Annotated in this window: 14 protein-coding genes and 2 tRNA genes; 2 read left to right on the top strand and 14 right to left on the bottom strand. The window is 59.1% G+C overall.

All coding sequences use genetic code 11. From position 1 onward, the window contains the following. Positions 1–154: 154 nt before the first annotated feature. Positions 155–1054 carry a transporter substrate-binding domain-containing protein gene (locus tag H8S23_RS05035; RefSeq protein ID WP_186887185.1) on the bottom strand — a complete coding sequence of 300 codons (900 nt, stop codon included), beginning with the start codon at positions 1052–1054 and terminating at the stop codon, positions 155–157. A 294-nt stretch (positions 1055–1348) separates the two neighbouring features. Here H8S23_RS05035 and H8S23_RS05040 point away from each other — a divergent pair. Then, positions 1349–1436, top strand: a tRNA-Ser gene (locus H8S23_RS05040). A 214-nt stretch (positions 1437–1650) separates the two neighbouring features. Beyond that, positions 1651–1743: transfer RNA gene (locus tag H8S23_RS05045), tRNA-Ser, on the top strand. Positions 1744–2462: 719 nt separating this feature from the next. Here H8S23_RS05045 and H8S23_RS05050 read toward each other — a convergent pair. The 13 genes from H8S23_RS05050 to H8S23_RS05110 form a co-directional block, all read right to left on the bottom strand. Then, positions 2463–3089, bottom strand: a complete 627-nt coding sequence (locus tag H8S23_RS05050) for a hypothetical protein (protein WP_186887186.1) — start codon at positions 3087–3089, stop codon at positions 2463–2465. Between the two features lie 34 nt (positions 3090–3123). Next, positions 3124–3288 carry a hypothetical protein gene (locus tag H8S23_RS05055; protein ID WP_186887187.1) on the bottom strand — a complete coding sequence of 55 codons (165 nt, stop codon included), beginning with the start codon at positions 3286–3288 and terminating at the stop codon, positions 3124–3126. An 83-nt stretch (positions 3289–3371) separates the two neighbouring features. Beyond that, positions 3372–3560 (bottom strand): hypothetical protein, encoded by a 189-nt coding sequence (locus tag H8S23_RS05060; protein ID WP_186887188.1) that lies wholly within the window; start codon positions 3558–3560, stop codon positions 3372–3374. Positions 3561–3672: 112 nt separating this feature from the next. Next, positions 3673–4563: a hypothetical protein gene (locus tag H8S23_RS05065; RefSeq protein WP_186887189.1), complete on the bottom strand. Its 891-nt coding sequence runs from the start codon at positions 4561–4563 to the stop codon at positions 3673–3675. After that, positions 4556–6949 (bottom strand): hypothetical protein, encoded by a 2394-nt coding sequence (locus H8S23_RS05070; RefSeq protein ID WP_186887190.1) that lies wholly within the window; start codon positions 6947–6949, stop codon positions 4556–4558. Before H8S23_RS05070 ends, H8S23_RS05065 begins: the two co-directional genes overlap by 8 nt. An 11-nt stretch (positions 6950–6960) precedes the next feature. Further along, positions 6961–7953: a hypothetical protein gene (locus H8S23_RS05075; protein ID WP_186887191.1), complete on the bottom strand. Its 993-nt coding sequence runs from the start codon at positions 7951–7953 to the stop codon at positions 6961–6963. Between the two features lie 201 nt (positions 7954–8154). Continuing rightward, the gene (locus H8S23_RS05080) at positions 8155–8427 is read right to left on the bottom strand and encodes a phage holin family protein (RefSeq protein ID WP_186887192.1); all 273 of its coding nucleotides are present in this window, start codon (positions 8425–8427) and stop codon (positions 8155–8157) included. Then, positions 8428–8646, bottom strand: coding sequence for a hypothetical protein (locus tag H8S23_RS05085; protein WP_186887193.1), 219 nt, complete (start codon positions 8644–8646; stop codon positions 8428–8430). Continuing rightward, a complete protein-coding gene (locus H8S23_RS05090) occupies positions 8646–8906 on the bottom strand; it encodes a hypothetical protein (RefSeq protein ID WP_186887194.1) in 261 nt (86 codons plus the stop codon). Before H8S23_RS05090 ends, H8S23_RS05085 begins: the two co-directional genes overlap by 1 nt. Positions 8907–8912: 6 nt before the next feature. Beyond that, complete coding sequence (locus H8S23_RS05095; RefSeq protein ID WP_186887195.1) at positions 8913–10001, bottom strand: GH25 family lysozyme; 1089 nt, start codon at positions 9999–10001, stop codon at positions 8913–8915. A gap of 4 nt (positions 10002–10005) precedes the next feature. After that, positions 10006–11043: a hypothetical protein gene (locus tag H8S23_RS05100; RefSeq protein ID WP_186887196.1), complete on the bottom strand. Its 1038-nt coding sequence runs from the start codon at positions 11041–11043 to the stop codon at positions 10006–10008. Beyond that, a complete protein-coding gene (locus H8S23_RS14095) occupies positions 11036–11740 on the bottom strand; it encodes a tail fiber domain-containing protein (protein WP_341479893.1) in 705 nt (234 codons plus the stop codon). The genes H8S23_RS05100 and H8S23_RS14095 overlap by 8 nt, the downstream gene beginning before the upstream one ends. 7 nt (positions 11741–11747) lie before the next feature. Next, the coding region (locus H8S23_RS05110) for a hypothetical protein (protein WP_186887198.1) at positions 11748–12773 on the bottom strand (1026 nt) is incomplete at its 5' end.

Genomic DNA, 12773 nt, shown 5'->3' on the forward strand with positions numbered 1-12773 from the left:
GGCGGGCCGCCGCCGGCTGCCGGGCCCCGCCTGTACTGTATGCGCGACACAAATACAGCGGCGAAGGAGCATCCCTCCGCCGCGTATCTGTTTCAGAAGCTGTATTCCCCCCTTTTCCGGCGGGGGACACAGGGCCTAAAAACAGCGCCTCTGTTTACTCAACACCCATGGTCTCGGCCTGCTCTTTTGCGGCGTCGAACCACTCCTGGATCTTGCCGGCCTCCTCATACTCCTTGATCTTGCCGTTGACCCAGTCCAGCAGCTCGGTGTTGCCTTTCATCACTGCGACCGAGTTGCCGTTTTCAGCGGGATCGGTCTCCACCGGCACCTTGCCGATCGCCAGGCCCTCGGTGGTTTTCATGTACTGCTCGGCGCTGACCTGATCGATGAGCACCGCCGCGCAGGCGCCGTTTTTCAGCTCTGCGATGCACTGGGGGAACTTGGGCAGCAGCAGCGGGGTGGAGTCGGGGAACTGTTCCGCCATCAGGGTCTCCTGCAGGGCCGCTTTCTGGGTGGCCAGGGTCTCGCCGGTCAGGCTTTCCTTGGTGGCGTATTTCTCCAGGTTCTCTTCCAGCACCAGCATGCACTGGCCGCCGCCATAATAAATGTTGCTCATGTCCACGCTCTGCTTGCGGTCCTCATTGGGGGTCAGGCCCGCAATGGCCATGTCGGCGTTGCCGGCCTGCACCTCGGGCACCACCGAGTTGAAGTCGATGTTCTCGATCTTCAGCTCCACGCCCAGGTCGTCCGCCAGGGCCTGCGCCAGGGAAGCGTCCAGGCCCACCACCTTGCCCTCCTCGTCCAGGAACTCAAACGGGGCGTAGCCCGCCTCGGTGGTGACCACCAGCACGCCGCGGTCCTTGATGGCCTGCAAGCTGTGCTCCTCCACATTGCCGGAGGTCATGCCGATGCCGCTGTCCGCGGCGGAAGAGCTGCCCGCCGCAGAAGAACCGGCGGCGGAAGAACCCGCCGGGGCCGAAGAACCGGAACCGCCGCAGGCGGCCAGTGAAAGCGCCATGGCCGCAGCAAGCGCGAGCGTCAAAATCTTTTTCATCTTTATTCCTCCCAAAACCTCTGTGTCTGTTGTATTTGATCTCTCTGTGTGCCATCAGTATATATGCATAAATATGCTTTGTCAACGAATATTTATGCGTTTCGGCGCTTTGGCAAAACCTGCCTGCCAAAGCGGAGAGGTTTTGGCCATTCTGACCGAGAGAAACCGGGCGCGCGGAGGCGGAACGGAAAAAAACCGTTTTTTGCCCGCCTCCAAGACTATTTTTCGCAAAAGGCGTCAAAGATATTGACACCCGGCGGAATGATATGGTAATATATTTAAGCGCCGATTTGTGGAAAGGTGTCCGAGTGGTTTAAGGAGCCGGTCTTGAAAACCGGTGACCCGCAAGGGCCCGTGGGTTCGAATCCCACCCTTTCCGCCACAAGCGGGAGAGGGCGGGATTCGAACAAAGCGCTCCCGTGAACGCGAGCCGCAGGCGAAGCGGGAGCGGGCCAGCAGCAGTCCGGCGGACTGCTGCGCAGCGCGTCCAAGCGGAACGAAGTGCAGCGCGAGAAAATCCCACCCTTTCCGCCAGAAGCTTTTCACATCAGGTGTTACAATAGAATAAGTATTAAGATCACTTTGATCGCAAGTCTGGAGAAGTACTCAAGCTTGGTCGAAGAGGCGCCCCTGCTAAGGGCGTAGGCCGGGAAACCGGCGCGAGGGTTCGAATCCCTCCTTCTCCGCCAGAAAAAGCCATCGCATAAAAGCGGTGGCTTTTCTATTTGCAGCAATAAGTCCAGGTGAGGGATTCGAACAAAGCGCTCCCGCGAGCGCGAGCCATAGGCGAAGCGGGAGCGGGCCATAGGCGAAGCGGGAGCGGGCCAGCAGCAGTCCAGTGGACTGCTGCGCAGCGCGTCCAAGCGGAACGAAGTGGAGCGCGAGAAAATCCCTCCTTCTCCGCCAGAAAAAGCCATCGCATAAAAGCGGTGGCTTTTCTATTTGCAGCAATAAATCCAGGTGAGGGATTCGAACAAAGCGCTCCCGCGAGCGCGAGCCATAGGCGAAGCGGGAGCGGGCCAGCAGCAGTCCAGTGGACTGCTGCGCAGCGCGTCCAAGCGCAACGAAGTGGAGCGCGAGAAAATCCCTCCTTCTCCGCCAGAAAAAGCCATCGCACAAAAAGCGGTGGCTTTTCTATTTGCAGCAATAAATCCAGGTGAGGGATTCGAACAAAGCCGCAGCCCGAACGCGAGCCGCAGGCGAAGTGGGAGGGCTACAGCGGCAGTCCGGTGGACTGCCGCGCGCGGCGTCCAAGCGGAACGAAGTGGAGCGCGACAAAATCCCTCCTTCTCCGCCAGAATAAGCCACCGCACAAAAGCGGTGGCTTTTCTATTTGCAGCAATAAGTCCAGGTGAGGGATTCGAACAAAGCCGCAGCCCGAACGCGAGCCGCAGGCGAAGTGGGAGGGCTACAGCGGCAGTCCGGTGGACTGCCGCGCGCGGCGTCCAAGCGCAACGAAGTGGAGCGCGAGAAAATCCCTCCTTCTCCGCCAGAATAAGCCACCGCACAAAAGCGGTGGCTTTTCTATTTGCAGCAATAAATCCAGGTGAGGGATTCGAACAAAGCCGCAGCCCGAACGCGAGCCGCAGGCGAAGCGGGAGCGGGCCAGCAGCAGTCCGGCGGACTGCTGCGCAGCGCGTCCAAGCGCAACGAAGTGGAGCGCGAGAAAATCCCTCCTTCTCCGCCAGAATAAGCCACCGCACAAAAGCGGTGGCTTTTCTATTTGCAGCAATAAATCCAGGTGAGGGATTCGAACAAAGCCGCAGCCCGAACGCGAGCCGCAGGCGAAGCGGGAGCGGGCCAGCAGCAGTCCGGCGGACTGCTGCGCAGCGCGTCCAAGCGCAACGAAGTGGAGCGCGAGAAAATCCCTCCTTCTCCGCCAGAATAAGCCACCGCACAAAAGCGGTGGCTTTTCTATTTGCAGCAATAAATCCAGGTGAGGGATTCGAACAAAGCCGCAGCATACTTTCTCAGCGTCCGGCGCACCGCTGAAAGCCAGACCATCCTTTATCGCCGCCAGCCCAAGGCCTATCACATCATGATCATCCGGCGCCGCCGAACCTCTGGCGTCAGCCCTGATACTTGAGGAAGTTGGCGATCATTCGGGGAGTTTTCCCCTCCGCCAGCCACATTTCTATTGCTTTCTTGTACACCGGGTCGTCCAGCCAATACTGGATCTCTTCCTCCGACATCGGAGTATCCAGCTCCTGTGCCTGCCGCTTGTCCTGCTCCATTTTAAATACCTCCGTTAACCCCATTACATTCAGCTTTCAACTTGCTATCAAACCCGGCCGTGCTGCGCATCCAACCTCCGGCGTCAGCCCTGATACTTGAGGAAGTACGCGATCTGTTGCGGGGTACTCCCCTCCGCCAGCCACATTTCTATTGCTTTCTTGTACACCGGGTCGTCCAGCCAATACTGGATCTCTTCCTCCGACATCGGAGTATCCGGCTCCTGTGCCTGCCGCTTGTCCTGCTCCATTTTAAATACCTCCGTTAACCCCATTACATTCAGCTTTCAACTTGCCGTCAAACCCGGCTGTGCTGCGCATCCAGCATCTGTCTGCGGCAGTTGGAGCCGTTTGTTCTGCCCCGCTTATCCGCATGCACGCCTATTTTTATACTGATCGGGTGTTCTCCTGCCTTAGCTTTTCCATGCCCTCCCGGAGTATCTGCAGCCGAATGGATTGTTCAAACTCTGAAAGCCCCATCCTATGAAAGGCTTCCACCATTTCTTTCTCTTCTTCACTCAGGTCGTTCGGCAGCCTGTATTTCTCCAGTTGTTTGAGGATCCTTGCCACTTCCGGGCTCCACTTTTTCTGTTTATGCGTCTCTTCTTCCCCAACTGATCGGGTGTTCTCCTGTCGTTCCTTTTCCCTGAATTTTCTGAGCGTCCGCAGTTTGATGGATTGTATAAGATCCATATCCCCCATCTTTTTCCACAGTTCCACGGCCTCTTTTTCTTCCTCATTCAGGTCATCCGGCAGCGCGTATTTCTCCATTTCTTTCAAAATCTTCGTAACCGTCAGATTTCTCCGCTTCCACCGCTCCACTTCCTCCTGCTCTGCCGATCGGGTGTGTTCCTGCCTCTGCTTTTCCATTGTTTCTCTGCGTTCCCGCAGTTTGATGGACTGCACAAGTTCCGAATACCCCAGCTTTTTCCAGAGTTCCACCGCCGCTTTCTCATCTTCGTTCAGGTCATCCGGCAGCTTGTATTTTTCCAATCTTTTGAGGAGCCTCGCAATTTCAAGGTCCTGATTTTTTTGCTTCTGCTTATGTCTCCGCCCTTTCTTTGGCCCTGTCGGTTGGGCATTCTCCTGCCCTTGACTTTCCATACTTTCCCGGATCAACTGCAGGCGAAGTGATTGGTCAAACTCTGAAAGCCCTCTTTTATCCCAGAGTTCCACCAGCCTTTTCTCCTCCGCGCTCAGGTCGCCGGGCAGCTTGTATCTTTCCAAACTTTTGAAGATCTCCGCAACTTCCGGCCTCCACTCCTCCTGCTTACTCATCTGTTATCCTCCCCTCTTTCTTTTCTCGGCTGTAGCCTCTTGTCCCCAGCTGCCTGATCTGATCGTCCCCAAACACCACGTAAGAGATGCCCTCTCCCTCATGTTCGTTGGGGTAGCTGAATCCATCATAGCCCAGCTCCCGGAAAGTCTGTTCCAGCTCCCGGTTCTCTATCCCCATTATAACATAGAACAACTCTTCGTTTGAAAGTTCTTTGCCTAACTGTTGTTTTGCCAAGGCCTCCAGCCTTGCTTGTTCCTCCTTTTTTAAAGTTCCTACCCACTCAAGCTGTTCTAACAATTCATAAACTTGCTGTTTGTATTCGTCTCTCTTAAAGTGTTCGTACCGCTGTACAGCAATGTTGAGATCCCCCGCCAAATCTTTCTCTTGACGGCACAGGTAAGAATACTTTCCTCCATGCTCCCGTACATAGGCCTTTTCTGCGTCGGTAAAGTCACCGCTCTCCAGAATACGCTCTGAAAATCTATAAGGATGGTGCGGCTCCCCAAACTCGTCACTTTTCAGCGGTTTCAGGTTCTCATAACTCAGATCTGCCTCTATGATGCGCCCATCGGTCGCTAATTGTATCAGCCTTTTTTCCGCCTGCTCCTCTGTCCCAAAGTGGATGCCCACGTTCTGGTCGCCAAGCGCAAAGCGTTCAAACTCTGCCGGGGTCCCGTGATAGGCCCGTACAATCTGTTTTTCTGACTGTTCCGGCATCAAAGCCCGCGGCGACGGGTCTGCACTTATCTCCGCCCCATCGGCCGCTGTCTTGAGGAGTGCATCGGTGAAATTCTCAGGTTTAGGACCGATCGGCACTTTAGGCCGGTTTAGATTTTCTCTGAACGCGGTAGTTCCCGGGTGCTCGTTGATATAAAAACTTTTTATTGCCGCGGCTTCTGCATCTGTGATCGCCTGTCCTCCCTGCAGCTTTTTCACGATGGCCTTGATTGCCGCGGGTATCATCTCACTACCCAGATTAAACAGTGCGTTGACCCCAAAATTCTGTGCCGCCCCTGCTGCCACGTCCCATCCGGTTATGCGTTCTTTTTCCGGGACACCCTGTTCTTCCTGCCTCCGCATGCGGTTCAGATTATCGAACGTCTCTGGTATCGTGTCAAAGGCCACATCCAGCATCTGGTCACTCAGCAGGCCCGCCACCCGGTCCGGGGTAAAGAACCCCGCCGTGGCCTGTCCCGCAGGGCCCAGGCCAGACAGGCCTCTGTTTACGGCGTTCCCCGCCTGTTTCAGCGCGTTCCCCACGCCGGGCAGCGCCCCCATGAACTGCTTGCCCGCCGTGTACTCCAGCATTTTGCCGCCCATCGTGCCCGCGGCGGAGGCCACCGGGTGCTGCGTCTGCCCCGCGGCCCGCACCGCGCCGCGCGCGTCTTTCCACGCGTCCATGGCCGCCCGGCCCTCGTCGTCCGCGCCGATGCGGCCCAGCAGGTCCAATACCTGCCCTGCGCCGGTCCCCTCGGTAAAGCCGGTGGCTGCCGCTTCCAGCGCGTCGGTCTTGTTCAGCAGCTGTATGTAGCTTTGATATTGCGGGTCCCGCATCATGGCGGCCATCTGGTAGCCGGCCTGCGGGTCCATCCCGTTGATGGGGTCGTAATCCCGCGTTTTGGGGTATTTCGCCTCAAACTCCCTGACCAGCCGCTTTGCCGTCTGCATCTGGATGTCGTTCAGCTTGACCGACGGGTCGGCGTAAAAGTCCAGCAGCTCGCCGTCCTCGTGCGCGGCCTCAAAATCCCGCACCGCGTTGTACACCGCGCCGCGCTGCTTTGCCTGCCGGCGGAGCGTGTCATACTGCGAGCCGGTGACGTCGTTTGCCGCCGTCAGCACGTCCTGCCAGGTGTAGACCGGCGCAGCCGCCTCCACCGCCTGCTGCCAGGCGCTGTTCCGGGCGGGCTGGTCCCCCGCGCCCGCGCCGGGGCCGGCCTGCCCGCTGCCCGGCTTTGCCGCAGCCACGCCCAGCGTGACGGGCTGCACCTGTCCCAGCCCCGGGCCGTTTGCCCCAAACTGCGGCAGGCTTGTGCCCGGCTGCACCCGCACAAAAGGCGACCGGGCGGCAGGCGGTGCCCCTGTGTTTTGGTCCTCCCCGTTTATGCCAAGCTGCAGCGCGTCGTCCTGCTGGGCCGGCGTGAAAAGCTGCTGCAGCGTGGTATCTGTCTTTGGCTTTATCCTGCTGCCGGCGCTTGACCTGCCGCTGCGGCCCGTCGTCTTGTCCTGAGGCTTTTCGGGGCGAGGTTTCGCCTCGCGTCCGCAATATTCCTCCAACGCCTCATAGCTCAGCTTGCCGCCCCAGCCCCGGGCGGTCTTTTTCTTTTCCGTCGGCCAGTCGCCGCGGCCGCAATACCGCTCCAGCTGACGGTAACTCATCTTCCCCACTGATGTCCCCCTTATCTTGTCAGCAGTTCGTAGGTCTCTTCATCCATCACGCCGCTGCGGTACATCTCATAATAAAAATTTTTCATGGCGTCCTCCGCACTGCTGCTGGCGATCTGGGTATAGCCGTCCTGCACGGCTTTTTGGTAGGCGTCCTGATACACCTTGGAGCCCTGGGCGCGCAGGTCGTCCGTCAGCTGCTGGGTGCTGACCGCAGCGGGAGTATTGCCGGCGCTGTATACGGCAGAGCGCGATTTTTGCGCGGCGTCCGCCTGCGACTGGTTCAGCTTTTTCATCTCCTCGGCATAAAAGCTGTCCAGCCCATCGATGGCCCCGTACTGGCTGATGATGTCGGCGATATCGTTGTCCCGGTTTTGTTCCAGCTGCATCTGATAGGACAGCTTTTGGGCCGCGTCGTTTGACAGGGCGCTGTTGTAGGCCTGCAATGCGCTGGACTTGTTCTGGTTCAGGGTGTTCAGCAGGGACGCCAGGTCGCTGTTGCGCCCGGTGTCCACCGCGCTGCGGGCGTTGCCGTAACTGTTGTACAGGCCGGCAAGCCGGCTTTCCGACGCGCCGCCGTTGATGCCCAGCGCCGCCAGCTGCTGGGGCAGGTCCCGCTTGGACAGCATGTAGTTGAGATACGCCTGCTGCTGGGCGCGGTCGGCGTTTTCGTTGACCCCCTGTGCGCCGTAAGCGTACTGCCCCTGCAGCTGCGCCAGCGTGTCGTTGTAGTTGCCCTGCAGCAGCTCGCCGCGGCGCGCGTAGGCGTCGTTCAGGTAGCTCATGTTTTTTTCGTAGGCTGCCTGGGCCGCCGCGCGCCTCTGCCGGGCAGCCTCTGCGTCCCGCGCCCGCTGCTGGTCCAGCATATTCTGATAGGCCGCCATCTGCTGGGCATAGAGGGCGGAAAGATTGGAGCCGCTGCCGGTGTTGCCGGTGTCATCTTTGTCATCATAAAAGCTCGATGGCAGCGGCACGCTGGCAAGGGTCGGCGTCCCTGATCCTCCCATCGCCTTATTCGCCGTGGCAAGCGCTCCCCTATAATATTGGTACCCTCCGTTTGCATGCCATCTGTCGGCGTCTTCGTTCGTTTTTCTTCCCCCACCTTTCATAAATTGTTTACCCTGTCCGCCTATATTCAATTTTTTGACTTCTGCCATTTTCCCGCTCCTTTCATAAAAGGCCTGCCTCATGGACGGGCCGCACTCTGTCTAATCCGCTTTTTTGAGCTGTTTGGCCAGCTGGTCCGCGCCGGTGGCGGCAAGGCCGCTGACAATGCCCACAGCCACCGCGGTCACCGGGTCCCCCGCGGGAAAGTCCGGCACCCACGCCATGCACACCGGCCCCAGCACCGCCCCCAGCGCCCCGCAGATCGTGGGCAGCCATTTGTTCGCCAGCGGCGTCTGCTTTATCGCCAGCGCCGCCAGATAGCAGATCACCGTGATGCAGGCCACCCCCGCAATGCCAAATGCGTTCAGTTCCATTTACTTTTCCTCCCTTATGTCTTCCTTGATCTCGTCGATCTGCTTCCAGGCACTTTTCAGGTCCCGCTCCGCGACCGCCATCCGCTCCACCACACTGTTGTGCTTGTCCACCTTTTGCTCCAGCATTTTGAGCCGCTGGGTCATGCTGCCCCAGGTGGCGGAAAAGGTAACCGCATACACCAGGATCTGTACCCAGAAGCTTGTGTCAAACTGCGGCATCAAGTCACCTCCTCATAGGTCTGTGCAAAAATGTCCGGCCTGCCGGGGCAAAACGCGCCGCTTATGTCCCGGACGGCGGGTCCCCCGGGCCGGGCCTGCTTTCCTCCCCCAAATGCAGACACGCTCAGCACCTGCGGCCGCGCGGGCTCGTCCTGCCGCCCGAGCTCAGGCCTGCGTTCCGACAGCGCGGCAAAGCATCCGTGGGGATCCTCAGGCTGCACCGCATCGACCCCGACGGGCTTTTTGCGATATTCCGTCATATCTTCTCATACCTCCAGCGCGGCAGACGCCGCTTTGATGCGGGCGAGATACCCGTCCGCCAGATCTTGCGCCTGTTCCGCTTTTGTCTCGGCTGTGGCTGCGCGGGCAGTCAGCTGTGTGTTGGTCTGTCTTAGCTCTGCAATTTTGTTTTCCAGGACTGCCGCGTCCCCGCCCGCAGACTGTGCCTGCACGGCCCACACGGCGTCGCCTGCCGACAGGCCCGTGATCCTGCACCGGTCGTCCAGCACTGCCGCGTACCGCTCAGACCCGCCGGCCAGCACCCGCACCCAATGGAACCCGTCCGCCCCCCTGCCGCAGTCGGCCATCAAGGGGTAATATGTACCGCTCGCCAGCGTGCCGTTGTTATAGGACTTGTCCACCGCGTTGACGTCCGGCCGGGAGAAGCACTCGCACCGTCTCTCCCCAAACGCTTCTAAAAACTGCATCACGCCGTCATCCTCCTTTTTGTCTGCCGTCCATCCGTGTCCGCCGATCAGGGCGGGATAGTCTTTGTAGGCGATGTTCAGGTCCACCCGGCCGGCGATGCCAGCTACCCGCCCGCTGCTGGAATACTGCCAGATGCCCGCGCCCTGGATGCCCATATACCCGCGGTAGTCTGCGAGCCACAGGTCATAGCCGGACAGCGCGTCCATGTCAAGACAGCTGTTTGCAAAGCTGGTATAGGTGTACAGCATGGGATAATGCCCCAGCGCTCTGACCTCGTCCAGAAATGCGGCCGCGACGATGCTGTTGTCGCCCTTTGAGATGGGCTTGTAGGTCGCCGCGTCCTCCATGTCAAAGGCCAGCGGCATGGTCAGCCGGTAGGGGGCCAGCAGCGCGGCGGCCTCCCGGGCGGCCCGGCGGGCGGCGTTTGCCGTCTTGCAGTAGCTGTACACATATGCGCCCACAGCCAGTCCGGCGTCCAGTGCACCGCGCATGTTTTGGGCAAAATACGGGTCTCTGCCCTCATCGATGCCGCCCTCATACCCGGCCCACCCCACCCGCACAAAGGCGAACTGCACCCCGGATGCCGCGACCCGTGGCCAGTTGATCTCTCCCTGGTATTTCGATACGTCAATGCCTTTGAGTTCCATTTTGTCAGCCCCCTTCTGCAAGCAAATATACGCCAAACCCGTTGAACTCGATTCGGGAGGCTATCGAACAGGCCGCTTTTACTGTACTGCCCGAGATCACGAAAAAACCGGTTCCTGCGCTGGTGTCAGCGTTTACAATCGCAGCTGGGCAGTAGGCCACTCCAGCAGGCCTGAATTGCGCGGGAACGTTTCCAGCGAAAGTCAGAATTTTGTTTGGTGCATTTGTAAAATTTAGAATATTTGCAAACGAAACATAGCACAACTCTGCAATCCGGTAAAAGGTGACTGAAAGATTTCCACCATCGCTGGTAAATGTCACAGTCTCCTTTCGAATGTCACAGACTCGCCCCAGCGTAATATCCATACTACCATCAAAGTCAGCATTGCCAATTTTGCGCGGCGTGGATAGCCTATCCGCGATCACCTCCTGCGCCACCACCGGATCTGGCTTTGCCCGGATCTGCACGTACACCGCCCGGTAGGGAGGCAGGATACTGAACGGAGTCCCCTTTCCTGAACTTGTTGTTTCCCGCGTCACGCCTGCGTCTCCCAAAGGGATCCCGCCCACTGCCGAACTCGACTGCGCGTAAACGGCGTTCACACTGAGACCATGCACATGAGGACCGTTGTTGTCGCCGGTCAAAGCGACGGTCTTTGCGCCGCCCTCAACCCCCGCCGCAAAGTCTACGTCACCGCTCTTTGCCCCCACGAGGAACTTCCCTCGCAGGTCCGGCAGCAGAAAATGTCCCTGCACGTCCGCGGGCCATCCCAGTCGCGCCGCATAGGCATGCAGCTCCGGCCAGGCCACCGGGTCGATGGGGCTGCCGTCCGCCCACAGGTGGTTCTCCGCCAGAACCGGGTCATCGGTAAAGCGATAATCTCCCACCCGACCGGTCACGTCCCGTGTCTTGTCCCGCCCAAACAGCCGCAGCACCGCATCCGCGCCGTCCGCATCGTATACATCCCCGATATAGCACGGGTTCGAGACCGGCCGCCCGGTCTCAAGGTCCACAAATTGCTTTGTCGTCAGGTTCTCAGGCATTTTCAGCTCCCCCCTCCAAAGTGTTCACCCGGGTGTTGAGGTCGTCAATTTGCTTCTGCTGTATCTGGCACAGCCGGATGAGCTGCGGCACCAGCATCGTGTAGTTGATGCCGTCTATCTGCCCCTCACTGTCCCGGTAAACACAGGTCGGGTCAATTTCAGCCAATTCCTCTGCGATCAGGCCGTATTTCGTACCATGGTCATGCAAATCGTCGTTGTACTCAAAGCTCACCGGCCGCAGTTTCAGCAGCAATTTTGTCGTTTCCCCCGACATATCCGTTATGTTACGCTTATATCTCCTGCTGGAAGCGCCGCTTACATTAGACGCTAACACCGGGGCAAGCGTAGATCCATTGGGCTCTACTACTTTGAGACCCGCCAACCCCCAAATACAGGTATAGCCTGAGGCTGCCTCAGCTGCTGCTCCATAATTTGTGGTAAAATTAGAAAAGAGTAATTGTGTGGCAAGTCTGATCGCCCCGCTGGAGGATAGGACAGGGGCCGTTATTCCGCCGCTAAAAGTCCCGCCACTTTTAGGCATAGCCGCCTCCGCCTTTGCCCCCTGCGCCGCACTGGCAAATTTCCTATCCGCCGCCCCATACCCGTTTTCGTCATACAGCATATTCACCGGACAGGCCACCGGCACCCGGTTCCCCTCACTGTCATACGGCACGTAAGCCGTCACATTTTCAGCCATTTTCCGCTCACTCCTTTGCTATCGCTGCGCCAAACGTCCTATGATACGCTGTATTTGCCAAATTAACTATTAATTTTCCGGCGGTGGTTAATGTTGCGTAGATACAATTTGGAGTAGTATCGATTTGCACTGTAAAATTAAGCGTGTAATCCGTTGTAATCCCGAGATCAAAGGTTACCGTGCCCGCAGCGTTGCCTTTGATTGCCGTCGAGAACAACACCACAGGTCCATACCTGAAAACGTGCAAACCACTCGTTTGAATACTGCTCACCGACCCGCTCAGCGTATAGCTCGTGATGTTTTCATACTGATATGCAAAGCCCATCTCCCCCAGCGTAATATCCCCTCCGCCGTCAAACTCCGCATTCCCGATCTTTCGCGGCGTCATCAGCTTCGGCGCCGCCTCCACCCGCCACACCCCGCTCTCCGCATCCGCAGCCAGGGTCACGCCGTCCGCACGCCCCTCCGCCGGCACCGGCGGGGCGATGCCCACCGGCTTCAAAACGCAGTGCAGCGGCACGCCCGGTGTCGGCGCGCGGTCCGCCAGCTTCACCCCCAGCCCCTGCACCTCGGTGGTCCCGCTCACCGGGTCGTCTGTGACCTCCATCCCAGCAAACCGCAGCCTGCCCCGCTGCGGCAGCGCCGCCCCGGTCCAGTCCTCCACAATGTGCCCGCTGGACCCCGTCGCCTGCCAGTTTGTCCCGTCCGCCGAGGTCTCCAGCACCCGGTCCGCGTTCACCCGCAGATATTTCACGGCGTCGTTCACCGCGATCACCCGCAGCAGCAGCGCCTCTTCCGCTTCCCGGCCCGCGGCCCGCAGGGATTCCAGCACCGCCTGCACATCCGCGCCCGCCGCGCCCTCGATCTCCGACACCCCAACGCCGCCCGCACCGCTCGCATCCGCCGCCGTCGACTCCAGCGCCTCGACCAGGCCGTTGAATTTCGGGATGATGACCTCCCGCGGCAGCTCGTCCAATATCCGCTGCATCTCCGCGGAAGAGACCCCCGGCGTGTCCGGCCGGCCCACGTTCCC

This window comes from Anaerofilum hominis (assembly GCF_014287275.1).
Taxonomy (GTDB): domain Bacteria; phylum Bacillota; class Clostridia; order Oscillospirales; family Ruminococcaceae; genus Pygmaiobacter; species Pygmaiobacter hominis.

What these genes read in the sequence shown, in the direction of transcription:
- H8S23_RS05035 (WP_186887185.1), bottom strand. Translation starts at nt 1,054, where the DNA reads ATGAAAAAGATTTTGACGCTCGCGCTTGCTGCGGCCATGGCGCTTTCA.
- H8S23_RS05055 (WP_186887187.1), bottom strand. Translation starts at nt 3,288, where the DNA reads ATGGAGCAGGACAAGCGGCAGGCACAGGAGCTGGATACTCCGATGTCG.
- H8S23_RS05060 (WP_186887188.1), bottom strand. Translation starts at nt 3,560, where the DNA reads ATGGGGTTAACGGAGGTATTTAAAATGGAGCAGGACAAGCGGCAGGCA.
- H8S23_RS05065 (WP_186887189.1), bottom strand. Translation starts at nt 4,563, where the DNA reads ATGAGTAAGCAGGAGGAGTGGAGGCCGGAAGTTGCGGAGATCTTCAAA.
- H8S23_RS05075 (WP_186887191.1), bottom strand. Translation starts at nt 7,953, where the DNA reads ATGGGAGGATCAGGGACGCCGACCCTTGCCAGCGTGCCGCTGCCATCG.
- H8S23_RS05080 (WP_186887192.1), bottom strand. Translation starts at nt 8,427, where the DNA reads ATGGAACTGAACGCATTTGGCATTGCGGGGGTGGCCTGCATCACGGTG.
- H8S23_RS05085 (WP_186887193.1), bottom strand. Translation starts at nt 8,646, where the DNA reads ATGCCGCAGTTTGACACAAGCTTCTGGGTACAGATCCTGGTGTATGCG.
- H8S23_RS05090 (WP_186887194.1), bottom strand. Translation starts at nt 8,906, where the DNA reads ATGACGGAATATCGCAAAAAGCCCGTCGGGGTCGATGCGGTGCAGCCT.
- H8S23_RS05095 (WP_186887195.1), bottom strand. Translation starts at nt 10,001, where the DNA reads ATGGAACTCAAAGGCATTGACGTATCGAAATACCAGGGAGAGATCAAC.
- H8S23_RS05100 (WP_186887196.1), bottom strand. Translation starts at nt 11,043, where the DNA reads ATGCCTGAGAACCTGACGACAAAGCAATTTGTGGACCTTGAGACCGGG.
- H8S23_RS14095 (WP_341479893.1), bottom strand. Translation starts at nt 11,740, where the DNA reads ATGGCTGAAAATGTGACGGCTTACGTGCCGTATGACAGTGAGGGGAAC.